The sequence below is a fragment of the Microbispora sp. ZYX-F-249 genome (assembly GCF_039649665.1).
In the GTDB taxonomy this organism is placed as follows: domain Bacteria; phylum Actinomycetota; class Actinomycetes; order Streptosporangiales; family Streptosporangiaceae; genus Microbispora; species Microbispora maris.
The window spans coordinates 354,491-379,758 of record NZ_JBDJAW010000001.1 but is presented as its reverse complement, the minus strand read 5'-3'; the positions used below and the strand labels follow the sequence as shown (position 1 = coordinate 379,758).

Sequence of the window (25,268 nt, the reverse complement as noted above, 5' to 3'; positions counted from 1 at the left end):
CGATGACAGACGTGGACACTCTTGACTTCGCCATCGTCGTCTATCGCGAGGAGGACCGCTGGGAGGCGGAGATGCTCCCGGTGGCGCTCACCTCCGATCTGGACGGCCTCATTCACGCCCTCCGCCAGACCCCCAGCATGGGCACCACGATTGGCATGGTCGCCGTAGGGGATGACTTCTTCGTGGCGTTACGGGTCTTCGGCGAGCAGGTGGACGTCTTCCTCTCGGACATCACGGCCGCTTGGGAGTGGCCGCTGGCGCAGCAGGTTCTCGAGTACCTCGACGTGCCCGTGCCCGAGGAGGAGGAGGAGCTCGACAGCGTGCTGCCCGCCGGGGACCTGTCCATCTTCGCCGACCTCGGGCTCGACGAGATGGAGCTGGGCGCGCTGTCCGGCGACCTCGACCTGCTGCCGGACGAGGTCCTGTCCAGCATCGCCGCGCGGCTGGGCTTCTCCCAGCCGTTCGAACGCGCCGTCGACGCCGCCATCGGCTGACCTGGGGAGACGGCAATGCCCTCCAGATCCAACCTCTTCTCCGCCGGCTTCGCCCGCATCGACGGCCGCTGGAGCGGCGCCGAGGTCGACCTCGGCGAGGCCGAGATCGCCGATGACCTGAGCGACGCCCTGCAGGAGTCGCTCGGGCTGAGCGGCGACGAGCTCGCCCTGCTCTGCGTCGAGGTCGAGGACGAGTGGTTCGCGATCGTCCGTTATGAGGACGACCTCGACCCTCGCGTGTACATCTCCGACGCGCACGCCGTGCAGAACGACCCGCTCGGGGAGATCTTCGCCGAGCTCGCCGGCGCCGTGGTGGACAAGGACGCGCCCGACCTCGGCATCCGCCCGGTGGGCGACCTCGAGCTGCTCGGTGACTTCTCGCTGAGCGCGGAGGAGCTCGTGGAGCTCAGCATGGAGGAGGGCGTGCTGCCCGCCGACATCCTCTCCCTCATCGCCGAACGGCTCGGCTTCGCCGACGAGCTCGACCGCCTGCGGTGACCGGCTCGCCGCGGCCGGAGGCGTACGAGGCCGCCATGCGGCTGGCGCTGGCGGAGGCCGTACGGGCGGGCGGGCGCGGCGAGGTGCCGGTCGGCGCCGTGGTGCTCGGCCCGCCGCGGCCCGGCTCGGCGGCACCGCAGGAGGTGCTGGCCGCGGCGGGCAACGACCGCGAGGCGAGCGCCGACCCCACGGCTCACGCCGAGGTGCTCGCCCTGCGCGCGGCGGCGGCCGCGACCGGCGACTGGCGGCTGACGGGCTGCACCCTCGTCGTGACGCTCGAACCCTGCACGATGTGCGCCGGCGCCGCGGTCCTCGCCCGGGTGGACCGCGTGGTGTACGGCGCGGTGGACGAGAAGGCCGGGGCCGCGGGATCGCTGTGGGACGTCCTGCGGGACCGCAGGCTCAACCACCGGCCCGAGGTGGTCATGGGCGTGCTGGCCGCCGAGTGCGCGGCCGTGCTCACCGACTTCTTCTCGGGCCGCCGCGCCTGACCGGGCGGGCGGACGGAAACGGATGCGCGCGCAGTGGTGTTCGTCCGGTAAGCTGCTGCGCGGTGGAGTCGCCTAGTGGCCGAGGGCGCACGCCTCGAAAGCGTGTGTAGGGCAACCTACCGTGGGTTCAAATCCCACCTCCACCGCTCGCCGGAAGAGCCGCCGATCCCGATCAGGGGCCGGCGGCTCTTCCGCGTTCAGGGCCTGTCAAAGCTCAGGGCCTGTCAAAGCGCAGGGCCCGTCAAAGCTCAGGTGTCAGGTCAGACGGCGTTCGTGGCCCGGGTCCGGGTCAGCCGCCGTACGCCCGCGGCCACCCAGATCCCGGCCAGCCCGGCGTAGGCGGCGAGCAGCGCGGCGGTGGCGGAGGACAGGAGCGCCGCCAGGGCGGCGGCCAGTCCCAGGAGGATCGCGTAGCCGTACAGGACGGCGCGGGCGCGCGGCGCGCTCGTGTGCGCCGCCTCCTGCACGGGGGTGACCAGCGCCATGACCGCCGCGCCCGCCACTCCCACCGCCTCCTGGGCGGTCGCCACGCCCGTGACGAGCAGCGCCGCTCCGGCGGCCGGCAGGCAGCAGCACACGAGGGCCGTGCGCGCCTGCCCGCCGTCGAAGAGCAGCCGGGTGGCCGTGGCGCGGGCCAGGCGCAGGGTGGTGACCGCTTCGGCGACCCAGGCCGCCCAGTGCAGCAGCGCGATGAGGACGAACAGGGCGATCACGGGAGGCACGGCGGGCAGCAGGAACAGCATCCGCCATCCGCCCGAGAACCTGCCGCGCAGCCGCGCGAGCAGGCGGTAGACCGGGTTGCGCCGCTTGAGCGCCGCCACCAGGAGGTCCCTGGCCTGGTCGAACCCCGGAGACAGGCGGAGCACCTCGCGGAACGCGTGGGCGGCCTCGGCGGGCGAGCCGAAGGCGAGCTGCGCGCGGCCGTGCGCGAGGTGGGCCAGGGCGCTCTCGGGGTCGAGTCCCAGGGCCCGCCCGGCGGCCTCCTTCGCCCCGGCGGCGTCGCCGTGCCCGGTCAGGGCCACCGCGAGCAGGGCGGCCAGGCCGGCGTTCTCGGGATCGACGGCGAGCCCGCGGCGCGCCGCGTCGGCCGCCTGCGGCCACTGCTCGGCGTGGACGTGCGCCCGGGCCAGCAGTTCCCACGCCGGCGCGTGCTCGGGGTGGAGCGCCAGGCACGTCCGCGCGGCGGCGACGGCCTCGTCCGGATACCCCGCCCGGTGGTACGCGTGCCCGCTCACGTAGTGCGGGAACCAGTGGTCCGGGGCGAGCCGTACGGCCTCCGCGGCCTCGCCGATCGCCTCCGCCGCCCTGCCCTGCCGGGTCAGCGCCACGGACAGGAACGCGTGCCCGTCGACGTTCTCCGGCTCCTGGGCGAGCAGGCCGCGCAGTTCCCGCTCGGCCTCCGCCGGGCGGTTCAGCCCCAGCAGCGTCCGCGCCCGATCGAGCGCCGCCGCCGTGGTCACCACTTGGCGTTGCCGCGCTTGCCGTCGATCCAGGGCATCAGCTCGTCCCAGGCGCCGGAGTCGTTGGCGTGCAGGACGTAGTTGCGCGCCGTCCCGAGCCACTCCTTCACGGCCGTCGGCCGCGTCGCCCGGGCCACCGCGAGCAGGTCGTGCGTCGTCAGCGGGAGGGGACGGCCGGCGGTGATCGACTGATGGAGCTTGGTCTCCACCGCGCGGTCGACCACTCCCTTGAGGTCCGCGCCCACGAACCCGTCCGTCACCTTCGCCACCGCGTCGAAGTCCATCTCGGCCAGCGGTTTGTCACGGCAGAGGATGCGCAGGATGGCGGCGCGGGCCGCGGGGTCGGGCGGCGGCACGAACACCAGCTGGTCGAACCGCCCGGGACGCCGAAACGCCACGTCGATGTACCAGGGCGCGTTGGTGGCCGCCAGCACCAGGACGCCCTCGTTGGCGTTCTCGTCCACGCCGTCGAGTTCGGCGAGGAACTGGTTGACCAGCTGCCGATGGTGCGCCTGCCGCATGTCCGACCGGCGCGCGGCGAGCGCGTCGACCTCGTCGAAGAAGAGCACGCACGGCCGGTTGCGGCGGGCCATCTCGAACATGGCCCGCAGGTTGCGCTCGCTGGAGCCGATGTACATGTCCAGGATGTCGGCCAGCCCGACGTTGACGAACGCCGCGCCGAGCTCGCCCGCCGCCGCCCTGGCCAGGTGCGTCTTGCCCGCGCCGGGAGGGCCGTACAGCAGCACGCCGCCGCCCGCCCGCTTGCCGAACGCGGCGAACAGTTCGGGCTGCTGGACGGGGAGCAGGAGCTTCATCCGCAGCGCGTCCTTGACCGCCTCCATGCCGGCCACGTCGGCGAAGCTGACGCGGGAGCGCTCGACCTCCGCGTCGGCGCCTCCGCCCGCGTACGGCGCACCGGAGGGGGCGGCCTGCGGCGGAGGGGACGGGACGGGCTGCGGCGCGAGCCGGGCGGCCAGAGCCGGGTCGGACAGCGAGGGGTCGCGGGAGACCGCGTCGTGGTACCGGCGTGCCGCGCCGGTCACGTCGCCCTCGCCCAGCAGCGCCCTGGCGGCGATCACGCCGAGGCGTGGCGCGTGGCCGGGATCCGCCAGGAGCGGTTCCAGCACCGAAAGTGCCGGGCCGTGGGCGCTCTGCCGTACGAAGGCCTCGGCGAGGCCGGCGACGACGTCCGGATCCTGGGGCGACAGCACGAGGGCGGCGCGGAACTCGGCCTCGGCCTCGGCGAGGTAGCCCTTCGCCAGAAGCTGCTCGGCGAGATGGCGTCGCAGGGGAAGGTTGTCGGGAGACAGCCGAGCCGCCTCGCGGAGGGCGTGGAGTCCGGCGTCGTCGAGCACCGCCCGGCTCCCTTCTGTCGGGATCAGGTCACGTCAAATGACCGTAAGGTTACCGAAGCGGTCAGACAGTCCGATCTTGCGCCGTCAGGCCTGCAGCTCCAGCACGCGGGCGTGCAGCACCGAACGCTGGTGCAGCGCGGCGCGCAGGGCCCGGTGCAGGCCGTCCTCCAGGTACAGCTCGCCCTGCCACTGCACCACGTGCGGGAACAGGTCGCCGTAGAAGGTCGAGTCGGCGGCGAGCAACGAGTGCAAATCCAGCACTGCCTTCGTGGTGATCAGCGTGTCGAGCCGGACCTGCCTGGGCGGGATCTGCGCCCACTCCCGGGACGACAATCCGTGCTCGGGATAGGGCCGTCCGTCGCCGACCAACTTAAAGATCACGGTACGTAGTTTAGAAGACGGCGCAAAGACTCGCGTCCGAGGCTCCTCCGGGGGGTGCTCAGATGCTGCCCGAGAAGGTGTCGCAGCGTGCCGGGTCACCCGAGGAGTAGCCGTTCGTGAACCACTTGGTCCGCTGGGCCGAGGTGCCGTGCGTGAACGCGTCCGGGTTGACCCTGCCCTGGGCCTGCTCCTGGATGTGGTCGTCGCCGACGGCCGCGGCGGCGCTGAGCGCCTCCTTGATGTCGGCATCGGAGAACGGCTCGGCGTAGAAGCCGGTGTCCACCGCGTTCTTCGCCCACACACCCGCGTAGCAGTCGGCCTGCAGTTCGAGCCGCACCGAGCCGCTCTCCGCGCCCTGGTCCTGGCCGACCCGGTTCATCGTGCCGAGCAGGTCCTGCGCGTGGTGGCCGTACTCGTGGGCGATCACGTACGCCTGCGCGAAGGGGCCGCCCTTGGCCCCGAACCGCGACTGCAACTCGTCGAAGAACGACAGGTCCAGGTAGACGTGCTGGTCACGAGGGCAGTAGAAGGGGCCGACCGAGGAGTCCGCGGCGCCGCAGCCGGTCTGCACCCCACCGGAGAACAGCGTGGTCTTCGCGCCGGTGTACCCCTGGATCTGCTCGCTCCAGTACTTCTGGATGCTGTTGACGACGCCCACGACCCGGCACTTCTCCGACTGGTCGGCGTCGGCGCCGGTCTTGCACTGCTGACTCAGATCGCTGGTCGGCTGCAGACCGGCGGGCTCGCCCCCGCCGCCCGTGATGTTGCCGGGGTTGATCCCGAAGATCAGTGCCACGATGAGGGCGATGATGCCGGCGGCTCCGCCGCCGATGGCCAGGCCTCCGCCGCGGAAGCCGCCTCCACCGCCGACGTCCTCGACCTGTGAGGTGTCGAGCTGCGCTCGGTCATCGAAATCCATCTGCGACGCTCCCGGTAGGGTTCCCGTCTCTCGCCGGGCCTACTGCCCCGGATAGGGGTGATCATGCCAGCGGTCCTGCCATGCCGGATCCGTCTTGCCCTGATCATCGTGATTTGCCGAGTTAGGATCACCAGGTGCCTCGCAGCGCCTTACCCCGGCTGGTGCCGCCGATGCCGGGCGGGCGGGGGTGGCTCGGCCCGCTGGTTGTGGCCGCTTTCGGGGGGTTCCTTCGGTTCGACCGGCTCGGCGTCCCGCACGCGTTCGTCTTCGACGAGACCTACTACGCCAAGGACGCCTACTCGCTGATCAGGTTCGGCGTCGAGCGGCAGTTCGCCGACGACGTCGACCCGGCGATCCTGCGCGGCGGCACGGACGTCTTCAAGACGTGCGGGACGTTCGAGGAGTGCGGCGCCTATGTCGCCCACCCCCCGCTCGGCAAGTGGCTGATCGGCGCGGGAGAGTGGCTGTTCGGCCCGACGCCCTTCGGGTGGCGGTGCGCGGCCGCGCTCGTGGGCACGCTCAGCGTGCTGGTCCTGGCGCGGACCGCCCGCCGGATGACCCGCTCGACCCTCCTCGGCTGCCTCGCCGGCCTGCTGCTGGCGCTGGACGGCCTGCACCTCGTGCTGTCGCGCTCGGCACTGCTCGACGTCTTCCTCGCGTTCTGGGTGCTGGCGGGCTTCGCCTGCCTGGTCGCCGACCGGGACGCGGCCCGCACCCGCCTGACGGAGTGGTACCGCACCTCCGCCCTGACCGGGCCCGCCCCCCGGCTCGGCCCGCGGCCCTGGCGGCTGGCGGCCGGTCTGTGCCTGGGCGCGGCGGCGGCGACCAAGTGGACCGGTCTGCTGTTCGCCGTGGCATTCGCGATCATGACCCTCGTCTGGGACTGCGGGGCAAGACGCGCCGTCGGCCTGCGCCGGCCGTACCGGCAGGCGGCCCGCCACGACTGGCCGCTGGGCCTCGCCTGGCTCGGGGCCGTGCCGCTCGCCGTCTACGTCGCGTCGTTCGCCGGATGGTTCGCCTCGGCCGGCGGGTGGGGCCGCAACTGGGACCGTGCCACCTCGAACGGCTGGGCCTACTTCGTCTTCGACTCGCTGCGTTCGCTGGTGGACTACCAGAGCCAGGTGTTCGGCTTCCACCAGGGGCTGAGCGCGCACCACGACTACCAGTCGGACCCCTGGGGATGGCCGCTGCTGCTGCGGCCGACCCTGTTCTTCTACCAGGCGCCCCCCGGCACGTGCGGTGCGGCGTCCTGCTCGCGGGCGATCCTCGGGACCGGCACCCCGGTGATCTGGTACGCCGCGCTGCTCGCGCTGCTCGCGATGGTGGTCCGGTACGCGGCGACCCGCGACTGGCGGGCGGGGGCCGTCCTGCTCGCGTACGCCGCGGGCTGGCTGCCGTGGTTCTACTTCGCGCTGGCCGACGACCGCACGATGTACCTGTTCTATCTGCTCCCGGCGGTGCCGTTCATGATCCTCGCGATCGTGCTGGCGTGCGGGCTCGTGCTCGGGCCGGCGGGCGCGTCGAATGCCCGGCGGTCCACGGGCGCGGCGCTGGTGGGCGCGTTCACGCTGCTCGCGCTGGTGAACTTCTGGTGGTTGTCGCCCGTGCTCACCGCCGTGCCCGTGCCGTACGACGCCTGGCTGAGCCGCATGCTGCTGCGGAGCTGGATTTAGCGGCGGCGGAAGAGCCGGTCGGTCCACTCGCGCACCCGCGTGGCGATCGCCGGCAGCAGCGTGATGTGGTCGGCGCCCTCCACCGGGACGAACGTGACGTCGGTGCCCGCCGCGCGCAGCTGCCCGGCCGTCATCCGGCTGAGCGCGATCGGGATGACGTCCTCGGTGCCGTGGACGACGTACACCGGCCGTGGATAGCGCGCCACCGGGATCTCGTCGTCGGCCAGCGCCCGGCCGAACGCGTCGGTGGCCGCCGCCGGGTCCTTGAGCACGTCGCCGTTGGTGAGGCCGGCGACCGCCTCGATCATCTCGCCGATGCAGGCCCGCCCGGCGAGGTCGACGAGTTCGAGCCCTTTCGGGGTGAACCAGTCCGCCGCCCGGAAGCCCGGGGTCGTCAGCGGCATCGTGCGGCCGTTGTAGGGGATCGTGTGGTTGACCGGCTTCGCCGGGTCCCGGAACGCCGGGTCTGCCGTCTGCACTCCCCACTGCGTGATCGGGGCCATCGCGATCGTCCCCATGTGCCGCAGCGAGGGGGCGTACGAGGCGGCGAGGGCGCCCGCGAACAGGGCCGCGTGCCCGCCCATCGAATAGCCGACGGACGCCCAGTTCCGGCTCACGGGCGCGACGTGGCGGGCGGCGCGGACGATGTCCACGAGGTCGTACGCCTCGGACCGCCCGTCGATGCCGGGGCTGTCGCCGGGTGTGCCCAGCCCCTCGTAGTCGGTCACCGCCACGGCGTAGCCCGCCGCGAGCAGCGTCTCCTGCACGGCGCGCTCCCAGGGGCTCGGGCCCGTATGGGAGGGGGCGCAGGCGTCGGCGATCCCGCCGAACCCGTGACCGAAGCTCACGACCGGCCAGCCGCCCGCCGGCGGGCGCCCGGCCGGCAGCGCCAGCGTGCCGCTCACCACTGTGGGCCGCCCGTCGTGGCCGGTCGACCGGTACCGGATCGCCAGCGACGTCCCCGCCCCCGCCAGTCGGAGGCTCTCGGCCAGCGGCTCGGTGCGTACCGGCGTCCCCGGCGCCTTCGGCGGTGGCGACGCGGACGCGGGAGCCGGCAGGACGAGCGCGAACGCGGCGGCGAGCGCCGCGGCCTTACGGGAGATCGCCATGGGTGTGTGTCTCCAGAGTCCGTCGGCCGGGCCTGTCCGGGCCGCAGGACCGGAGTGTCCCAGCCACGAACCGGTGGTCAACCGCCGGCGCCCGCCGCCCCGACGGGGCGTGCGACGACGGGCCGCCGGAGCTGAAACTTTCGCGGATCAGCCGGCGTAGACGATGAAATCGGGATAGACGTGGACGCCCGGGCGTCCGCCGATCTCCGTCACCGCGTCGCGGATCTCCCGCAGGTGGCCGACCGTCATCTGCAGCGGCGGCTCGTCGGGCTGGTAGGTGGTGCGGATCGGGTAGTCCACGCCGGGCACGTTCGTCATCTCGATGTGGCAGCCGAGCACGTGGGTGACCGGCCGGTCCGCGGCGAACCTCACCAGGCGGTCGATGGTCCGCTCGAACGCCGGCCAGTCCTCGACGTACAGCCGGCCGCGGTAGACCGTGTCCCCCGTCAGCAGCAGGCCGGTGGACCGGTCGTAGAAGGTCACCGCCGACCTGTGGTGCCCGGGGCTCGACAGCACGTCCAGGACGCGGCCGCCGAGATCGAGGGGGACGGGCACGTCCAGGTCGTCGCCCAGGCCGAAGAACTCGCGTACGCGCTCCGGCGCGGGATGGACGATCAGCGTGTCCGGGCGGCCGGCGAACTGGGCGTCCCCGGCGATGTGGTCGCCGTGGCCGTGGGTGTGGGCGACGAGAAGCCCATAGCCCTCGCGGGGGTGCTCGTCCAGCCAGCCCCGCACGATGGCGTCCACGGTCCGGCGCAGCGGGAAGAACCGGGCGGACGCGGTCGCGCCGGTGTCCAGCAGGAGGGCCCGGGCATCCCCGAACAGCAGGAACATGAAGGGCGCCTCGTAGTTGATCGCCTTGTTCTGGCGCAGGACGAAGGTGTGCTCGTCGTACCGGTGCACCTGGATGTCCGGATCGGCGTTGTGCTTGGCCGACTCGGAGCCGTGGATCCAGCGAGGGAAGTCCATATGTTCCATCCGGCCACGATCCTGTCTACGTGGACGCGAGGCAAGGCGGCTGGAGGCGGGTGGCTGCCCGGACCAGCCCGGCGAGGGCACGGGAGCGGCTGTGCGGCGGCCAGGCGATCACCGTCGTCACCGCCGGCGCGTCCGGCACCGGCACAGCGGCGAGGTCGGGGTGGAGAAAGGCCCGGCACGACTCCGGCAGCACCGCCGCGGCCCGGCCGAGCGCGATCAGCTGGAGAAGCTGCGCGTGGTCCCGGACCTGCGGGCCGGGGCCGTCCGGGTACGTGCCGTCGAGCCTGGGCCAGCGTGGCATCGGCAGCCCGGGCAGCGCGGTGACGTCGGCCATCCGCAGATGTGCCCGGGCACTGAGGGGATGCCCGGCCGGCAGGACCACGACCTGCCCCTCCGTGCGCAGCTCCTCCACGTCGAACCCGGCCGTCGAGTCGAACGGCCGGTGCAGCAGCGCCACGTCGGCCCGCCCGTCGCGCAGCAGCCGCTCCTGCTCGCCGATGCCGCACAGGAGCACGTCGACGGCGACCGCGCCGGGCTCCGCGGCGTACGCGTCGAGCAGCTTCGGCAGCAGGTCGCCGGCCGCTCCGGCCTTCGTGACGAGGACCAGGCCGGGGCTGCCGGCAGCGGCGAGTGCGGCGCGGCGGGCACGGCGCTCGGCGGCCTCGACCGCGTCGAGCGCCGCCCGGCCCTCGGTCAGCAGCACCGACCCGGCCTCGGTCAGCGTGACGGAGCGGCTGGTGCGCTCCAGCAGCGCCACCCCGAGCCGCCGTTCGAGCTGACCGATCGCCCGCGACAGCGGCGGCTGCGCGATCCCGAGCCGCTGCGCGGCCCGCCCGAAGTGCAGTTCCTCGGCGACGGCGACGAAGTAGCGCAGCTCTCGCGTCTCCATGCCGTCACGCTATCTCCCGGGCGCCCGGGATTGATACCCGGGAGGTATCGCCGGCCACCCGATCGGTGTTGGAGGTTCCGGCGCGGTCACGGACAGGATGAGACGCATGAGCGAACAGACGATCGCGCTGGTCACCGGCGCGAACAAGGGGATCGGATACGAGATCGCGGCCGGCCTCGGCGCCCTCGGCTGGCGGGTCGGCGTCGGCGCCCGGGACGACGAGCGCCGGGATTCCGCGGTGGAGAAGCTGCGCGCGGAGGGCGTCGACGCGTTCGGCGTGCCGCTCGACGTGACCGACGACGCGAGCGTGGCCGCCGCCGCCGCACTGATCGAGGGGCGCGCGGGACGTCTCGACGTGCTCGTCAACAACGCGGGGATAACCGGCGGCGCGGCACAGATGCCCACCACGGCCGACCTCGCCGCGGTGCGGGCCGCCGTGGAGACCAACGTGATCGGCGTCATCCGCGTCACCAACGCGATGCTGCCGCTGCTGCGCCGCTCGGCGTCGCCGCGGATCGTGAACATGTCCAGCGCCGTCGGTTCTCTCACCCGGCAGACCACTCCCGGCGCCGAGACGGGCCCGATCGCCGTCGCCTACGCGCCGTCGAAGACGTTCCTCAACGCCGTCACCGTTCAGTACGCCAAGGAGTTGCGCGACACGAACATCCTGATCAACGCCGCCTGCCCCGGTTACTGCGCGACCGACCTCAACGGTTTCCGCGGCGTCCGCACCCCCGAACAGGGCGCGGCGATCGCGATCAGGCTCGCGACCCTGCCCGACGACGGCCCGACGGGCGGGTTCTTCGAGGATGCCGGTCCGGTGCCCTGGTGACACATGACTGGGGTCCGGACACACGAAAGGCCCGGTTGGATGGACCGGGCCTTTCGTGTTCTTGCTGCTCAACCAAGCGCGGAGGATAGGAGATTCGAACTCCTGAGGGGTTGCCCCCAACACGCTTTCCAAGCGTGCGCCCTAGGCCAACTAGGCGAATCCTCCGTCGGACAGCTTAGCTCACTTCCCGCGTGGTTTCGACGTGTCGTGACACGGCCCGCGCACACCTGTCGAGTGGCTAGACTGTCCTAGGACCCCTCGCGCGGCGTCATCCTGTGAACCTCCCCAGGGCCGGAAGGCAGCAAGGATAAGCGGGCTCTGGCGGGTGTGCGAGGGGTCTCTTCAGTTAGCGGGAACGCCGGCCGGGTCGACCCCCCGAGGAGGCGGCATGAGTCTTGCGCTGTACCGCAAGTACAGACCCGGGACATTCGCCGAGGTCAAGGGGCAGGAGCACGTCACCGACCCCCTGCGCCAGGCGTTGCGCAGCGGCCGGATCCACCACGCCTATCTCTTCAGCGGCCCGCGCGGCTGCGGCAAGACCTCCAGCGCCCGCATCCTCGCCCGCTCCCTGAACTGCGAGAAGGGTCCGACGCCCGATCCCTGCGGCGAGTGCGAGTCCTGCGTCGCGCTGGCCCCCACCGGGCCGGGCCACCTCGACGTGATCGAGATCGACGCGGCGTCCCACGGTGGCGTGGACGACGCCCGCGACCTGCGTGAGCGGGCCTTCTTCGCCCCCGTCTCGGCGCGCTACAAGATCTACATCATCGACGAGGCCCACATGGTCACCCGTGAGGGCTTCAACGCGCTGCTGAAGCTGGTGGAGGAGCCGCCGCCGCACCTCAAGTTCGTCTTCGCCACCACCGAGCCCGAGAAGGTGATCGGGACGATCAAGTCCCGCACCCACCACTACCCCTTCCGGCTCATGCCGCCCGCCACCTTGAAGCGGCTGATGGAGGAGATCCTCGACTCCGAGTCCGTGCCGTACGAGCCGGCCGCGTTACCGCTGGTCGTACGGGCGGGCGCGGGCTCGGCCCGGGACACGCTGTCGATCCTCGACCAGCTGCTCGCGGGCGCGGACGAGTCCGGCATCACCTACCAGCGGGCGGTGTCCCTGCTCGGCTACACCGACGGCGACCTGCTGGACGAGGTGGTCGACGCGTTCGCCAAGCGGGACGGCGCGGCCGTGTTCCACGCCGTGCACCGGGTGATCGAGGGCGGTCACGACCCCCGCCGCTTCGCCACGGACCTGCTCGAACGCTTCCGCGACCTGGTGATCCTGTCCAACGTCCCCGAGGCGGCGGGCAGCGGCCTGCTCGACCGGCCGGACGACGAACTGGAGCGCCTCCAGGCGCAGGCGGCGTCCATGGGCCCCGCCGAGCTGACCCGGGCGGCCGAGGTGTTCAACGCCGGACTGACCGAGATGCGCGGCGCGACCTCACCCCGCCTGCTGCTGGAACTGATGTGTGCCCGCGTGCTGCTGCCCGGGGCCGACCAGGGCGAGGCGGCGCTGCTGACGCGGCTCGAACGGCTGGAGCGCGGCGTCGCGGCCGGTGTCCACACCGCCGCGCCCGCACCGGCGGCCCCTTCGGCCCCCGCAGTGGCCGCGCCGACGGCCCCGGCGGCCCCGGCTCCGGCGGCCCCGGCTCCCGCCCCGGCTCCCGCGCCGCAGGTTCAGGCCGCCGCGCGGAGCGCGGACGACTGGCCCACCCCCGTACGGCCCGGGTCCGGGTCGGCTGCCGCACCGCCTTCGCAGGCGCCGCAGGCCCAGGCGCCCGCGGCGGGCGGAGGACCGGTGCAGCAGGCCTGGCCGCAGGTGCTCGAAGCGATCAAGAACCGCCAGCGGGTGGCCTGGATGATCCTCAACGCCCAGGGCAGGCTGCTCGGCGTCGAGGGCAACGTCGTCACCGTCGGCTTCGAGAAGCCTGGCGACGTGCAGGGCTTCCTCAAGGGCAAGCGTGACGAGGTGGTGGCCGCAGCGCTCGGCGACGTGCTCGGCGGCACCTGGCGCGTCGACGTGGTGGTCGGCGGCCCGGGACCCGGCCCGGCCGGTCCCGCCACCCGCGGGCCGTCGGGCCCGCCGGCGCCCCAGACGCCGCAGACGCCGGCGCCGCCTCCTCCGGCTCCCCCGGCTCAGCCCTCCGCACCGGCCGCGCCGCCCACGCCGGCTCCGGCGGCCATGCCGCCCACGGGCGCCACGCCCGCTCCGGCTCCGGAGCGGAAGGCCGCGGCGCCCGCGGCGACCGACGAGTCGTGGCCGGACGCGCCGTCCGACGACTACGACTCGCCGTCCCCGTCCTCCCCGTCCCCGTCCTCGCCGTCACCGGCCTCGCGGTCCGCGCCGAGTCCCGGCCTGGCCGCGGCGCGCTCGGCGGCCAGGGCCGCCGCCCAGACGGGCCCCCGGCAGGCCTGGCCGGAGACGGTGCCGGCCCGTACGGGCGGGACCGCACGTCCGGACGACGATGTGGACCCGCTCAACGACGACGACGCCGACGTGAGCGAGCTGTCCGGCATGGCGCTGATCCAGCGTGAGCTGGGTGGTCGCGTCATCGAAGAGATCGATCACTCCTGAGCGCCTTCCCCGCCGCAGGGACGGCCGCCGCATGGACGGAGACTGGTTGGGTAACCGGTGTCCGTCCGCCCGCGACAGGCCGGCGACCCGCGTGGAACACGCACGCCGCGCCGGTGCGGAAACCGGGGCGACACCGTAGGCTCGGTCGCGACGAACATGTCGCTGGACGCTGAGGAGCGCAACCATCGTGAATCCAGGGGATGTCAACCTCCAGCAGTTGCTGGAGCAGGCTCAGCTGATGCAGCAGCAGCTCGTCACCGCGCAGCAGGAGCTCAGCGACGCCGAAGTGGAGGGCAGCGCCGGGGGCGGCCTGGTCGTCGCCACCGTGAACGGCAGCGGCGAGCTTCTCGAGCTCGAGATCAGCCCGCTGGCCATCGACGCGAGCGACCCGGAGGAGACCGCGCAGACGATCGCGGACCTCGTGCTCGCCGCCGTTCGGGACGCCGTACGCGCCGCGGGGGAGCTGCAGCAGGAGAAGCTGGGCCCGCTCGCGCAGGGACTGGGGGGCGGCCTCGGCGGTCAGCTGCCGGGGTTCTAGAGCATGTACGAAGGGGTCGTCCAGAACCTGATCGACGAGCTCGGGCTGCTGCCCGGCGTCGGTCCCAAGAGCGCGCAGCGGATCGCGTTCCACCTCCTCGCGGCCGACCCGGCCGACGTCAAGCGGCTCGCGCACGCCCTGCTCGAAGTGAAGGAGAAGGTGCGCTTCTGCCGGGTGTGCGGCAACGTGGCCGAGGAGCAGGAGTGCCGGATCTGCCGGGACCAGCGGCGCGATCCGCACGTGATCTGCGTGGTCGAGGAGTCGAAGGACGTGGTGGCGATCGAGCGGACCCGCGAGTTCCGCGGTCGCTACCACGTGCTCGGCGGGGCGATCAGCCCGATCGACGGCATCGGCCCGGACGACCTGAAGATCCGCGAGCTGATGACCCGGCTGGCCGACGGCCAGGTGACCGAGCTGATCCTCGCGACCGACCCGAACCTCGAGGGCGAGGCGACGGCCACCTACCTGGCCAGGCTCGTCAAGCCCCTGGGATTGAAAGTGACCCGACTGGCCAGCGGCCTGCCTGTGGGCGGTGATCTCGAGTACGCCGACGAGGTCACTTTGGGCCGCGCTTTCGAAGGACGGAGGCTGCTGGATGTCTGACGAGTGGAACGACCTGGCCGCACGCGTCGCCGGACACGCGCAGAACTTCATCGACGGCCTCACCCGCCTGGCCGGCGGTGAGGGCGGCGACGCGACGCTGCCGCTTCTCCTGGTGGAGGTGGCCCAGGTCAGTCTCGCGGGCACCCAGCTCGGGGCCGCCCAGGACGTGATCCTGCAGGGCAACGTCGAACCCGCGCTGAGCGACGACCCCGACATCGACCCCCTCCGTACGGCTCTCGCCGCCCGGCTCGGCCCGGTGGACGACTACGCCGAGGTGTTCGACCCCTACAAGGACACCGTCGTCACGCCGTACCGGCTGTCGGACGACCTCACGGCGGTGGCGGCCGACCTCATCCACGGGCTGCGGCACTACCGGGCGGGCCGTCCGCTCGAGGCGCTGTGGTGGTGGCAGTACTCCTACTTCAACACCTGGGGCAACCACGCCGGTGCGGCGCTGCGGGCCCTGCAGGCGCTGGTCGCGCACACCCGGCTCGACGTCGTCGAAGAGGGCACCGCGGTCTGACCGTCCACATGCTGGTCGCTGCCGGTCTCGGTTTGGGACGTCCAAGTACACTGTGAGCTCCACGTCCTGATTCGTTGGAGATTCCAGTGGCGCTCGTTGTGCAAAAGTACGGTGGTTCCTCCGTAGCCGACGCGTCCTGCATCAAGCGGGTCGCCCAGCGGATCGTCGCGACGAAAAAAGCGGGCAACGACGTCGTCGTCGTGGTGTCCGCGATGGGCGACACCACCGACGAGCTGCTCGACCTGGCCCAGCAGGTGTCGCCGCTGCCGCCCGGCCGCGAGCTCGACATGCTGCTCACCTCGGGTGAGCGGATCTCCATGGCGCTGCTCGCGATGGCGATCGCCAACCTGGGTCACGAGGCGCGCAGCTTCACCGGCTCGCAGGCCGGTGTCATCACCGACTCGACGCACGGCAAGGCGCGCATCATCGACGTGACGCCGAGCCGCATCCAGGAGGCCGTCGACGCCGGTCAGATCGCGATCGTGGCCGGGTTCCAGGGCGTCTCCCAGGACAGCAAGGACATCACGACGCTGGGCCGGGGTGGTTCCGACACCACGGCCGTCGCCCTCGCGGCGGCGCTCGGCGCGGACGTCTGCGAGATCTACACCGACGTGGACGGCATCTACACCGCCGATCCCCGCATCGTCCGTACGGCGCGGCAGATCCCGCGGATCTCCTACGACGAGGCCATGGAGATGGCGGCGTGCGGGGCGAAGATCCTGCACCTGCGTTGCGTGGAGTACGCCCGCAGGTTCGACCTGCCGATTCACGTCAGAAGCTCGTTCAGCACGAGGGAAGGCACCTGGGTCGTCTCCGACCCCTACAGCGAAGGAACCGAAGTGGAGCAGCCCATCATCTCCGGGGTCGCGCACGACCGGAGCGAGGCCAAGATCACTGTGGTCGGGGTGCCCGACAAGGTCGGAGAGGCCGCCGCCATCTTCCGCACGCTGGCCGACGCCGAGATCAACATCGACATGATCGTGCAGAACGTGTCGGCCGCGGCGACCGGGCGCACGGACATCTCCTTCACGCTGCCGGCCAACGACAGCCAGACTGCCCTGACGGCGCTGAAGAAGATCCAGAACCAGGTCGCGTTCGAGTCGCTGCTGTACGACGACCAGATCGGCAAGGTCTCCCTGATCGGCGCGGGCATGCGCTCGCACCCGGGTGTCACCGCCAAGTTCTTCGGCGCGCTGGCCGACGCCGGGGTGAACATCGAGATGATCTCGACCTCGGAGATCCGCATCTCCGTCGTCGTGGGACAGAACGAGGTGGACACCGCGGTCGCCGCCGCCCACCGCGCGTTCGACCTCGACGCCGACCAGGTCGAGGCCGTTGTGTACGGAGGTACCGGACGATGAGCCGCAAGCCCACCCTCGCCGTCGTCGGCGCGACCGGTGCCGTCGGCACCGTCATGCTCGACATCCTGACCAGCCGCCGCGACCTGTCCGACGCGTACGGCGAGATCCGGCTGATCGCCTCGCCGCGCTCGGCGGGCAAGGTGCTGAGCGTGCGCGGCGAGGACGTCGTCGTCCGGGCGCTGTCGCCGGAGGCGTTCGACGGCGTCGACATCGCGATGTTCGACGTGCCGGACGAGGTCTCCGCCGAGTGGGCGCCGATCGCCGCCTCGCGCGGCGCGGTGGCCGTGGACAACTCCGGCGCCTTCCGGATGGACCCGGACGTGCCGCTCGTGGTGCCCGAGTGCAACCCCGAGCAGGCCCGCAACCGGCCCAAGGGGATCATCTCGAACCCCAACTGCACGACGCTGTCGATGATGGCCGCCATGGGCGCCCTGCACCGCGAGTACGGCCTGCGCGAGCTGGTCGTGGCCTCCTACCAGGCGGTGTCCGGGGCCGGGGTGGCCGGGCCCGAGCGGCTCTACAGCGAGATCGAGGCCGTCGCCGGCGACCGGACGATGGGCACCGTCGCGGGTGACGTGCGCAAGGCCGTGCCCGACCTGGCGGACTCGCCGTTCCCCGCCCCGCTGGTGCTCAACGTGGTGCCGCTGGCGGGCTCGCTCAAGGACGGCGGCTGGACCTCCGAGGAGCTCAAGGTCCGCAACGAGTCGCGCAAGATCCTCGGCATCCCGGACCTGAAGGTCTCGGCGACCTGCGTCCGCGTCCCGGTGGTGACCACCCACTCGCTGGCCGTCCACGCGACGTTCGAGCGGGAGGTCACGGTCGAGGGCGCCCGGGCGCTCCTGGACGCCGCGCCGACCGTGGTGGTGCTCGACGACCCCGCGAACGGCGTGTTTCCGACCCCGGCGGACGTCGTGGGCACCGACCCGACGTACGTCGGCCGGATCCGCCAGGCGCTCGACTTCCCGAACACGCTCGACCTGTTCCTGTGCGGCGACAACCTCCGCAAGGGCGCCGCGCTCAACACCGCCGAGATCGCGGCGCTGGTCGCCACCGAGTTCGCGTAAGGTCTGCCCACACCTCTGACGGCGCGGCGCGGTACAGTGCCGCGCCGTCGGCGCGCGTGCGCCGGTAGCGCGGTTTGCCGCCACGCGTGGATCATCTTGTCGGTTCATGACCGGACGCGGGCCCGACCCGTACAGTGACGAGCGTGGCCGAGAAGACACGGGAGCTGATCGTCGAGACGGCCCTCCGGCTGTTCAGGGAGCGGGGGTACGAGGCGACCACGATGCGCGCCATCGCCGCGGAGGCGGGCGTGTCGGTGGGCAACGCCTACTACTACTTCAGGTCCAAAGAGCAGCTGATCCAGGCGTACTACGACCGGGCGCAGGCGACGCACGAGGCGGCGTGCCGCGAGGTGTTCGCCGCCGAGCGGTCCTTCGCCGGACGGCTCGGGGGCGTGCTGCGGGAGTGGGTGCGGATCTCCGAGCCGTACCACGAGTTCGCGGTGAAGTTCTTCAAGCACGCGGCGGAGCCCAGCAATCCCCTGAGCCCGTTCAGCGCCGAGTCCGCCCCCGCGCGCGAGTCGGCCGTCGCGCTCTACCGGGAGGTGGTCGAGGGTTCGGCCGGGCGCATGGACGACGAACTGCGCGAGGAGCTTCCGGAACTGCTGTGGCTGCTGTGGATGGGAGTCGTGCTGTTCTGGGTCCATGACGACTCGCCGGGGTGTGCGCGCACCTACCGGCTGATCGACCGGGTCGTCCCGCTCGTCGACCGTCTGGTCGGTTTGTCGCATCTGCCCGGCATCAAGGGCGTGGCCAGGGAGGTCATCGAGGTGGTCCACGAACTCCGGGCGTGACCGCGACGCCATACCGTCCGGTTGGTATGGTCGGGGCGAGACCTTGGAAGGGGTGGCCGTGGACCGCTGGGGCATGACGATTCCGTTCTTCGGGCAGACGCCGGTCGAGTCGAAGGAGCTCATCGCCGAGCTGCCCGCACTGGGCTACACCGACGCGTGGTCGGCCGAGGTGGGCGGCACGGACGGGTTCGTCCCGCTGGCCCTGGCGGCCGAATGGGCGCCGTCCCTGCGCCTGGGCACCGCGATCGTCCCCGTCTACACCCGCGGCCCGGCCCTGCTGGCCATGTCGGCGGCCACGCTGGCCGACGTCGCCCCGGGCAGGTTCGTGCTGGGCATCGGCGCGTCGTCCCCGGTCATCGTGGGAAACTGGAACGCCGGCGAGTTCGACAAGCCGTACGCGCGGGTCCGCGACACCCTGCGCTTCCTGCGCGCGGCGCTGGCGGGGGAGAAGGTCACCGAGAGCTACGAGACCTTCGCCGTGAAGGGCTTCCGGCTGGAGAAGGCCCCCGCGACGCCGCCGAAGATCGTGCTGGCCGCGCTGCGCCCCGGCATGCTCCGCCTGGCCGCCCGCGAGGCCGACGGCGCGATCACCAACTGGTTGTCGCCCCAGGACGTACGGAAGGTCCGGGCCGAGCTGGGGCCGGAGACCGAGCTCACCGCGCGGCTGTTCGTCGTGGTGACCGAGGACGCCGCGAAGGCGCGGGAGATCGGCCGCCGGCTGCTGGCCTCCTACCTCACCGTGCCGGTGTACGCGGCCTTCCATGAATGGCTCGGCCGGGGTGAGGCGCTGCGGCCCATGCAGGAGGCCTGGGCGGCCGGGGACCGCAAGGCCGCGCTCACGGCGATCCCCGACGAGGTCGTGGACGACCTGATCGTGCACGGCGACGCGGCGACCTGCCGTGCCCGCGTCCGGGAGTACGTCGCCGCGGGGCTCGACACGCCCGTGCTCGCCCCCCTGCCTCACGGCGACGTGGCCCAGGCCGTACGGGACCTCGCGCCGGGCTCCTGACGGAACCGGGGGAGCGCCGCCGGACGTTATCGGGAAGGCAAAGCGGGCAGGGGAATCCACCTGGAGGTGTCCTCATGGTGAAGGCAGGACGTGCGGCGGCCACCTGGCGCGCCTACCGCGAGGTCTCCAAGCCCGGCTCGCCGGGGCTCGGGGCCCGCATCCGGGCCGTGCCCCGGATGCTCCGCGCCGCGATCAAGGGCGACTACCCCGGTATGACCAAGGGCAAGCTCGCCATGCTCGGCATGGCCGTGGCGTACATCGTGTCGCCGATCGACGTCGTCCCCGACTTCCTCCTGGGCATCGGCGTCGTCGACGACTTCGGCGTGTTCCTGTGGCTGGCGACCGCGCTGCTCGGCGAGAGCGGCCAGTTCGTCGACTGGGAGCACGGCGACCGGCCCGTCCACACCGGCAAGGTCCGTCGTTAGAGCTGCTCCTGCCGCAGCCAGGCCCGCGAGGGCAGGGGGTGGCCGAACAGGCGTGCGGCGTTGCCGTACGAGACCCTGGCGATGTCGGCGGGAGGCAGGCTGCCGAGGTTGCGGGCCACCGCGCGCTGGGTGTCCGGCCAGGTGGACTCCGCGCGCGGGTAGCCGGTCTCCAGCATCACCCGCTCCATGCCGACGGCGAGCCGCACCGAGCTCAGCGCGCTGTCGTCGAGCGTGCCGAAGAAGAAGTTGCGCCGCAGCACCTCGCTGGGCTTCAGGCCGCCCTCCCAGCTCGGCTCGCCCGCGACCGGGTGGTCGAGCGCGTAGTCGGCCCGCTCGGCCAGCATCGGCAGCCACCCGACGCCGCCCTCCACGATGAGGACGCGCAGCTTGGGGAAGCGCAGCGCCACCCCCGACCACAGCCAGTCGGCGCAGGCGAACATCGCGCTGGCCGGGATCAGCGTGGTGATCGCCTCCACCGGGGTGTCGGGCGACGGCACCGGTGCCCAGGAGGACGCGCCGGTGTGCAGGCACACCACGGTCCCCGTCTCCTCGCAGGCGGCGAAGAACGGGTCCCAGTGGCGGCTGTGGATCGACGGCAGCCGCAGCCGGGTGGGGAACTCGGGGAACACGACGGCCTTGAACCCGCGTGCGGCGTTGGCCCTGATCTCCTTCGCCGCGATCTCGGGATCGGGGAGCCAGGGAAGCTGCAGCGCGATCATGCGCTCGGGGTAGGTGCCGGCCCACACGTCGACGTGCCAGTCGTTCCAGGCCCGCACGAGCGCGAGCCCGAGATCCTGGTCGCGGGTGCGGCCGAACGCCACTCCGGCCTGGCTCGCGAGCATGCCGGGGAAGCACAGGGCCGCCCAGATCCCGGCCCGGTCCATGTCGTCGATCCGGGCCTCGATGTCGTAGCAGCCCGCCCGCATGTCCTCGAAACGGACGGGATCGAGCGTCCACTGCTCCTTGGGCAGGCCCGCGCCCACGTCCAGCCCCGCGCAGGGATAGGTGGCGCCACCGTACCGCCACACCTGGTGGCCCGAGTCGGTCTCCACGACCTTGGGCGCGAGGTCCTTGTACTTCTCGGGGAGGCGGTCCTCGAAGAGATCGGCCGGCTCGATCAGGTGATCATCGACCGAGATGATCACGAAGTCCCGCCGCCTCGGCTCTGGGTCGGTATGCAGCGGCGTCGTCACGGTAGTAAACGGTAGGGCCAAGGGATAACACGGTACAAGCTGCGAGGTCTCCGGTTGGTATCCGTTCGCTCACCTTGCGGCGCGTACGGTCACGCCCTGTGACTCCCGCTCCGTCCGGAGGTCGCGGGCCTCGCGGCGCACCAGCAGCACCCAGCCGCCCACCGCGATGCCGATGAACAGCCACCACTGCACGGCGTAGGCCAGGTTGAGCCCGCCTCCGCCGCCGACGTCCGGCGGGGGCAGGAGCTCCGGCGCCTCGGCCGGCATGGGAGTCTGCGCGGTGAGCTCGACGAACCCCCCGAAGACCCCGTACGGCAGGCCCTTGGCGAGGGCGGGCGTGTCGATCAGCAGGATCTGGCCGGCGGGCAGCCCGGAGCGGTTCCTGATGCCGGTGTTCTCCCGGGTCTCGGCCGGGCGGAGCCGTCCGGTGACCGTCACCTCCCCGGTGGGCGGCGCGGGCACCCGCGGCGGGGCGTCCGCGGTCGCCCCGGCCGGGACCCAGCCCCGGTTCACCAGCACGGCGCCCTGCGGCGTGACGAGCGGGGTGATCACGTAGAACCCCACCCGGGTGTTGAGGGTGCGCCGGCGCACCACGAGCTCGTGGGCGGGGTCGTACCGGCCGGTGGCGGTGACGATGCGGTACCTGTCCCGCTCCGGCACGGTCGCGCCGGGCCGGCCCAGCCGGTCGATCGGCACGGGAGCGGCGCCGAGGTTGGCGGTGATCAGGGCGCTGGTGGCCGACCGCTCCTCGAACCGTCCCCACTGCCACTTGCCCAGGAAGAAGAAGGCGGGGATCAGCGCGAGCACGAGCAGATGCAGCCCGACCCAGCGGCGCGTGAGGAGGAACCGGTACACGCCACCAGCCTAGGCAGCGCCACGACCGGTCCTGCTGTCAGGACGTGTCTCAAGCAGGGGTGCTCAGCCGGGCGCCGGGGCCGGGGCGGGGGGTCACCTCGCGCGGACCCCCGATTTCGTGGCCCTCCTCGCACACGAGGTGCAGTGCGACGGGCGCGCCGCAGTCGCGGTGGGTCACCACGACCGGCGGTCCCTCGGGATCGGCCACATAACGGTCACCCCAGTGCATGAGCGCGATCATGATCGGGTAGAGGTCGAGGCCCTTCTGGGTGAGCCGGTACTCGTCGCGCTGGCGCTGGCCGGGCTCCTGGTAGGGCACCTTGCGCAGCAGGCCCTCGTCGACGAGCCGCGACAGCCGCGCGCTCAGCACCTGCCGGGGCGCACCGGTGCGCGTCTGCAGGTCGGCGAAGCGCCGGATGCCGTTGAACGCCTCCCGGAGGACGAGGAAGGTCCACTTCTCGCCCAGAACGGCGAGGGTTCGCTCGATGGAGCAGTTGTCCACCCGATAACGCCGCATGTCGCGCATCGTAACCACAACCTCCCGCAGACATCTAAGTCTAGTTGACAGACTCAGGTGCGACGGGGGACGCTGAGTCCATGTTGGGAACTCAGGCGAGACCCGTCGTGGACATCCGTGCGGCGTGCCCGGACGACGACGAGGAGCGGGTGCGGCTCTTCCTGCAGGGCCTGTCGCGGGCCACGCTGACGAACCGGTTCTTCGTCGGCCCGGGCCGGCCGAGCGCGAGCCTGGTCCGCGCCATGGTCGCGCGGGACGACAGGCGGGACGCGCTGCTCGCGCTGCACGGCGACGCCGTCATCGGGCACGCGATGAGCCACCTCGCCGACGGCGACGGCGGAGTCGAGGCCGAGATCGCGGTCGTGGTGGACGACCGGTGGCAGAACCTCGGCATCGGCTCGCGGCTCGTGCGCACCCTCCTGCGCCGGGCGTCCGTGCGCGGCGCGGTCGTCGCCGGCATGGACGTCATGACCGAGAACCGGCGGGTGCTGGCGATGGTGCGAAGGACGTGGCCCTCTGCCACAATCGTCACACACGGCCCATCCGTCGAGATCAAAGCGCGCCTCGCATTTGCAGAACAAGGTTCTGTTGGTTCACCATTGACTATGTGAAGAACGCGAAGAGCGCGCGGGACGGCAGGGCCAGGATCATCGAGGGCGCCCTGCGCAGGTTCAGCCAGAGCGGGGTGTCGGCCACCACCCTGGCCAGCCTCCGGCAGGAGAGCGGCGTCAGCGTCGGCAGCTTCTATCACCACTTCACGAGCAAGGAACACGTCTTCGGCGTGCTCTACGCCGAGATCCTCGACATGTACCAGGACGCCTTCGTCGGCGAGCTCGTCCGCCACGAGGACGCCCGCGCCGGCATCGAGGCGATCGTCGCGATGCACATGGCGTGGTGCGGCGAGCACCCCGAGCGCGCCCGCCTGCTGATCAGCGAGCGTCCGCCCCGGCGCAACGAGCCCGGCGGCCCGGAGGTCGCGGAGTCGCGGCGCGAGTTCTTCCGGCAGGTCTCCGACTGGTGGCGGCCGCACATGAAGGACGGCGTGCTCCGTCCCGTCCCCGCCACCATGTGCTACGTGCTGTGGCTCGGCCCGGCGCAGGAGATGTGCCGCCTGTGGTTCAGCGGCGCCCACCAGCCCACGCAGGAGGAGATCCGCGAGCTGGGCGAGGCCGCCTGGAACAGCCTGAAGATGCCGTAGATTCGATCTGTGGACGCCCCTTCTGACCTGGTCCGGCGGCTTCGCGACAGGTTCGTGGAGACCGGATACACGATCGACGGCGTGCGTGAGCGGCTGGGTGACATGGCCGCCTCCGCCCTGGCCCGCGAGGAGGTCGTGCCCGCACTGCGGGCCACCAGGGACGCCGACCCCCTCGCCGCGCTGATCCGCCTGTGGTGGCTGGGCGTCCCGGTCAGCATGGCCGCCGCCGACCTCCCGCTGCAGGACCTCATCGAGGCCGGGCTGCTGGTGCGCCTGGGCGACTCCGTGCAGGCCACCGTGCATCTCCAGCCGTGGGACACCGGCACGGGCGACCCGGCGTACGTGGTGTCCGACCGCAAGGTGCGGCCCGGCGACCCCTCGCTGCGGCCCGACCACGTGGTGGGAGCGGGCGGGGCCTCGGCCAACCTCGCCCAGCTCGGCTGGACCGCGCCGGTCGGGCGGGCGCTCGACCTCGGCACCGGCTGCGGCGTGCAGGTGCTGCACCTGGCGCCCAGGGCGGAGGACGTCGTCGCCACCGACGTGAACCGCAGGGCGCTGCGGCTGGCCCGCCTCAGCTGGGGCCTGTCCGGCGTGACCGGCGTCGAGGCGCGCGAGGGCTCGATGTACGACCCCGTGGACGGCGAGCGGTTCGACCTCGTGGTGTCCAACCCCCCGTTCGTCATCGCGCCCGAGGCCAGGTACACCTACCGCGAGGCGGGACGGCGGGGCGACGAGTTCTGCCGCGACCTCGTACGGCGCACGCCCCGGCACCTCGCCCAGGGCGGGCACGCGCGCTTCCTCGCCAACTGGCTGCACGTCAAGGGCGAGGACTGGCAGGACAGGGTGGGCGGCTGGCTCGCGGAGACCGGCTGCGACGGCTGGGCCGTGCAGCGCGACGTGCAGGACCCGGCCGAGTACGTCGAGCTGTGGCTGCGGGACTCCGCGGAGCACGGCACGTCGGCCTACCGGGAGCGCTACGACGAGTGGCTCGGCTGGTTCGAGTCGATGGACGTGACCGGCGTCGGCTTCGGCTGGATCGCCCTGCACGACTCCGGGTCGCTCGGCCCGCTCGTGCGGGTGGAGGAGATGACGCAGCCGGTCGAGCCTCCGTCCGGCGCGCTGGTCGAGGAGGTCCTGCGCGCGGCGCGCACCGCCCACGAGTTGTCCGACGAGGACCTGCTCGACGCGCGCCTGAAGCCCGCCGAGGGGGTGGTGGAGGAGCGGGTCGGGCAGCCCGGCGCCGACGACCCCTCCCGGATCGTGCTGCGGCAGACTTCGGGCGCGCGCCGTACGGTCACCGTCGGGACGGTGGAGGCGGCCCTGGCCGGGGTGTGCGACGGCGACCTGCCCACGCGGCCGCTGCTCGCCGCGATCGCCGAACTGACCGGCGAGGACCCGGACGCGGTGCTGCGCGACGCTCCCGCGGTGCTGCGCTCCCTGATCTCCGAGGGCTTCCTCCGGGTTGCAAGCCCACGTTGATCGGAGTTTGAACGGCCGGGCCGACAGTGGTCCTGAGCGGGCTTCGGGGGGGTTCGGAGCCCGC

General features: G+C 72.3%; 27 protein-coding genes, 2 tRNA genes and 1 other RNA gene. 19 read left to right on the top strand and 11 right to left on the bottom strand.

The window, feature by feature from the left end; all coding sequences use genetic code 11:
- Positions 1-2 precede the first annotated feature (2 nt).
- The 4 genes from AAH991_RS01695 (at position 3) to AAH991_RS01680 (ending at position 1,629) form a co-directional block, all read left to right on the top strand.
- The gene (locus tag AAH991_RS01695) at positions 3-494 is read left to right on the top strand and encodes a tRNA adenosine deaminase-associated protein (RefSeq protein WP_346223686.1); all 492 of its coding nucleotides are present in this window, start codon (positions 3-5) and stop codon (positions 492-494) included.
- A 15-nt stretch (positions 495-509) separates the two neighbouring features.
- Positions 510-992 carry a tRNA adenosine deaminase-associated protein gene (locus tag AAH991_RS01690; protein ID WP_346223685.1) on the top strand — a complete coding sequence of 161 codons (483 nt, stop codon included), beginning with the start codon at positions 510-512 and terminating at the stop codon, positions 990-992.
- Entirely contained in the window at positions 989-1,483 is a 495-nt protein-coding gene (tadA, locus tag AAH991_RS01685; RefSeq protein ID WP_346223684.1) for a tRNA adenosine(34) deaminase TadA, read from the top strand. The genes AAH991_RS01690 and tadA overlap by 4 nt, the downstream gene beginning before the upstream one ends.
- A gap of 61 nt (positions 1,484-1,544) precedes the next feature.
- Positions 1,545-1,629 (top strand) — tRNA-Ser (locus AAH991_RS01680).
- Between the two features lie 114 nt (positions 1,630-1,743).
- Here the strand turns inward: AAH991_RS01680 and AAH991_RS01675 are convergent.
- The 4 genes from AAH991_RS01675 to ypfJ form a co-directional block, all read right to left on the bottom strand.
- Positions 1,744-2,943, bottom strand: a complete 1,200-nt coding sequence (locus AAH991_RS01675; RefSeq protein WP_346223683.1) for a tetratricopeptide repeat protein — start codon at positions 2,941-2,943, stop codon at positions 1,744-1,746.
- Positions 2,940-4,298, bottom strand: a complete 1,359-nt coding sequence (locus AAH991_RS01670) for an AAA family ATPase (RefSeq protein ID WP_346223682.1) — start codon at positions 4,296-4,298, stop codon at positions 2,940-2,942. The genes AAH991_RS01675 and AAH991_RS01670 overlap by 4 nt, the downstream gene beginning before the upstream one ends.
- Positions 4,299-4,382: 84 nt before the next feature.
- Positions 4,383-4,679: a type II toxin-antitoxin system VapB family antitoxin gene (locus tag AAH991_RS01665; RefSeq protein ID WP_346223681.1), complete on the bottom strand. Its 297-nt coding sequence runs from the start codon at positions 4,677-4,679 to the stop codon at positions 4,383-4,385.
- 58 nt (positions 4,680-4,737) lie between these two features.
- Positions 4,738-5,598 carry a KPN_02809 family neutral zinc metallopeptidase gene (ypfJ, locus tag AAH991_RS01660; protein WP_346223680.1) on the bottom strand — a complete coding sequence of 287 codons (861 nt, stop codon included), beginning with the start codon at positions 5,596-5,598 and terminating at the stop codon, positions 4,738-4,740.
- A 134-nt stretch (positions 5,599-5,732) separates the two neighbouring features.
- On the opposite strand from ypfJ, the gene AAH991_RS01655 reads away from it, so the two are divergent.
- Entirely contained in the window at positions 5,733-7,271 is a 1,539-nt protein-coding gene (locus AAH991_RS01655) for a dolichyl-phosphate-mannose--protein mannosyltransferase (RefSeq protein ID WP_346223679.1), read from the top strand.
- Here AAH991_RS01655 and AAH991_RS01650 read toward each other — a convergent pair.
- From AAH991_RS01650 to AAH991_RS01640, 3 genes are all read right to left on the bottom strand, one after another.
- Positions 7,268-8,380, bottom strand: coding sequence for an alpha/beta hydrolase family protein (locus AAH991_RS01650; RefSeq protein ID WP_346223678.1), 1,113 nt, complete (start codon positions 8,378-8,380; stop codon positions 7,268-7,270). The two genes, AAH991_RS01655 and AAH991_RS01650, sit on opposite strands and share 4 nt — an antisense overlap.
- A gap of 147 nt (positions 8,381-8,527) precedes the next feature.
- Positions 8,528-9,358 carry an MBL fold metallo-hydrolase gene (locus tag AAH991_RS01645; RefSeq protein ID WP_346223677.1) on the bottom strand — a complete coding sequence of 277 codons (831 nt, stop codon included), beginning with the start codon at positions 9,356-9,358 and terminating at the stop codon, positions 8,528-8,530.
- Between the two features lie 16 nt (positions 9,359-9,374).
- Positions 9,375-10,247 carry a LysR family transcriptional regulator gene (locus tag AAH991_RS01640; protein ID WP_346223676.1) on the bottom strand — a complete coding sequence of 291 codons (873 nt, stop codon included), beginning with the start codon at positions 10,245-10,247 and terminating at the stop codon, positions 9,375-9,377.
- Positions 10,248-10,353: 106 nt separating this feature from the next.
- On the opposite strand from AAH991_RS01640, the gene AAH991_RS01635 reads away from it, so the two are divergent.
- A complete protein-coding gene (locus AAH991_RS01635; protein WP_346223675.1) occupies positions 10,354-11,079 on the top strand; it encodes an SDR family oxidoreductase in 726 nt (241 codons plus the stop codon).
- A gap of 79 nt (positions 11,080-11,158) precedes the next feature.
- Here the strand turns inward: AAH991_RS01635 and AAH991_RS01630 are convergent.
- Positions 11,159-11,244 (bottom strand) — tRNA-Ser (locus AAH991_RS01630).
- An 84-nt stretch (positions 11,245-11,328) separates the two neighbouring features.
- On the opposite strand from AAH991_RS01630, the gene ffs reads away from it, so the two are divergent.
- From ffs to AAH991_RS01580, 10 genes are all read left to right on the top strand, one after another.
- Positions 11,329-11,424: signal recognition particle sRNA small type (gene ffs, locus AAH991_RS01625), an RNA gene on the top strand.
- Between the two features lie 43 nt (positions 11,425-11,467).
- Complete coding sequence (locus AAH991_RS01620) at positions 11,468-13,648, top strand: DNA polymerase III subunit gamma and tau (RefSeq protein WP_346223674.1); 2,181 nt, start codon at positions 11,468-11,470, stop codon at positions 13,646-13,648.
- A 187-nt stretch (positions 13,649-13,835) separates the two neighbouring features.
- Positions 13,836-14,186: a YbaB/EbfC family nucleoid-associated protein gene (locus AAH991_RS01615; protein ID WP_079320096.1), complete on the top strand. Its 351-nt coding sequence runs from the start codon at positions 13,836-13,838 to the stop codon at positions 14,184-14,186.
- 3 nt (positions 14,187-14,189) lie between these two features.
- Positions 14,190-14,789 (top strand): recombination mediator RecR, encoded by a 600-nt coding sequence (recR, locus tag AAH991_RS01610; RefSeq protein ID WP_169983653.1) that lies wholly within the window; start codon positions 14,190-14,192, stop codon positions 14,787-14,789.
- Positions 14,782-15,312, top strand: a complete 531-nt coding sequence (locus AAH991_RS01605) for a DUF5063 domain-containing protein (RefSeq protein ID WP_346223673.1) — start codon at positions 14,782-14,784, stop codon at positions 15,310-15,312. Before recR ends, AAH991_RS01605 begins: the two co-directional genes overlap by 8 nt.
- A gap of 86 nt (positions 15,313-15,398) precedes the next feature.
- Entirely contained in the window at positions 15,399-16,673 is a 1,275-nt protein-coding gene (locus tag AAH991_RS01600; protein WP_030508661.1) for an aspartate kinase, read from the top strand.
- Positions 16,670-17,737, top strand: a complete 1,068-nt coding sequence (locus AAH991_RS01595; protein WP_346223672.1) for an aspartate-semialdehyde dehydrogenase — start codon at positions 16,670-16,672, stop codon at positions 17,735-17,737. Before AAH991_RS01600 ends, AAH991_RS01595 begins: the two co-directional genes overlap by 4 nt.
- A gap of 143 nt (positions 17,738-17,880) precedes the next feature.
- Positions 17,881-18,528 carry a TetR/AcrR family transcriptional regulator gene (locus tag AAH991_RS01590; RefSeq protein ID WP_346223671.1) on the top strand — a complete coding sequence of 216 codons (648 nt, stop codon included), beginning with the start codon at positions 17,881-17,883 and terminating at the stop codon, positions 18,526-18,528.
- A 58-nt stretch (positions 18,529-18,586) separates the two neighbouring features.
- Entirely contained in the window at positions 18,587-19,537 is a 951-nt protein-coding gene (locus AAH991_RS01585) for an LLM class F420-dependent oxidoreductase (protein WP_428833913.1), read from the top strand.
- A 74-nt stretch (positions 19,538-19,611) separates the two neighbouring features.
- Positions 19,612-19,962, top strand: coding sequence for a YkvA family protein (locus AAH991_RS01580; RefSeq protein ID WP_346223670.1), 351 nt, complete (start codon positions 19,612-19,614; stop codon positions 19,960-19,962).
- Here AAH991_RS01580 and AAH991_RS01575 read toward each other — a convergent pair.
- The 3 genes from AAH991_RS01575 to AAH991_RS01565 form a co-directional block, all read right to left on the bottom strand.
- Positions 19,959-21,155: an amidohydrolase family protein gene (locus tag AAH991_RS01575; RefSeq protein WP_346223669.1), complete on the bottom strand. Its 1,197-nt coding sequence runs from the start codon at positions 21,153-21,155 to the stop codon at positions 19,959-19,961. The two genes, AAH991_RS01580 and AAH991_RS01575, sit on opposite strands and share 4 nt — an antisense overlap.
- A 69-nt stretch (positions 21,156-21,224) precedes the next feature.
- Positions 21,225-22,010: an SURF1 family cytochrome oxidase biogenesis protein gene (locus tag AAH991_RS01570; protein WP_346223668.1), complete on the bottom strand. Its 786-nt coding sequence runs from the start codon at positions 22,008-22,010 to the stop codon at positions 21,225-21,227.
- A gap of 49 nt (positions 22,011-22,059) precedes the next feature.
- Entirely contained in the window at positions 22,060-22,527 is a 468-nt protein-coding gene (locus AAH991_RS01565) for a winged helix-turn-helix transcriptional regulator (protein ID WP_346223667.1), read from the bottom strand.
- A gap of 80 nt (positions 22,528-22,607) precedes the next feature.
- On the opposite strand from AAH991_RS01565, the gene AAH991_RS01560 reads away from it, so the two are divergent.
- Genes AAH991_RS01560 through AAH991_RS01550 form a run of 3 tightly spaced genes read left to right on the top strand, consistent with a single transcriptional unit; the run spans position 22,608 to position 25,204 of the window.
- Complete coding sequence (locus AAH991_RS01560; RefSeq protein WP_346223666.1) at positions 22,608-23,138, top strand: GNAT family N-acetyltransferase; 531 nt, start codon at positions 22,608-22,610, stop codon at positions 23,136-23,138.
- Positions 23,135-23,725, top strand: a complete 591-nt coding sequence (locus AAH991_RS01555; protein ID WP_346223665.1) for a TetR/AcrR family transcriptional regulator — start codon at positions 23,135-23,137, stop codon at positions 23,723-23,725. Before AAH991_RS01560 ends, AAH991_RS01555 begins: the two co-directional genes overlap by 4 nt.
- On the top strand, positions 23,726-25,204 hold the full coding sequence (locus AAH991_RS01550) for a DUF7059 domain-containing protein (RefSeq protein ID WP_428833922.1): 1,479 nt from the start codon (positions 23,726-23,728) through the stop codon (positions 25,202-25,204).
- The last annotated feature ends 64 nt before the right edge of the window (positions 25,205-25,268 follow it).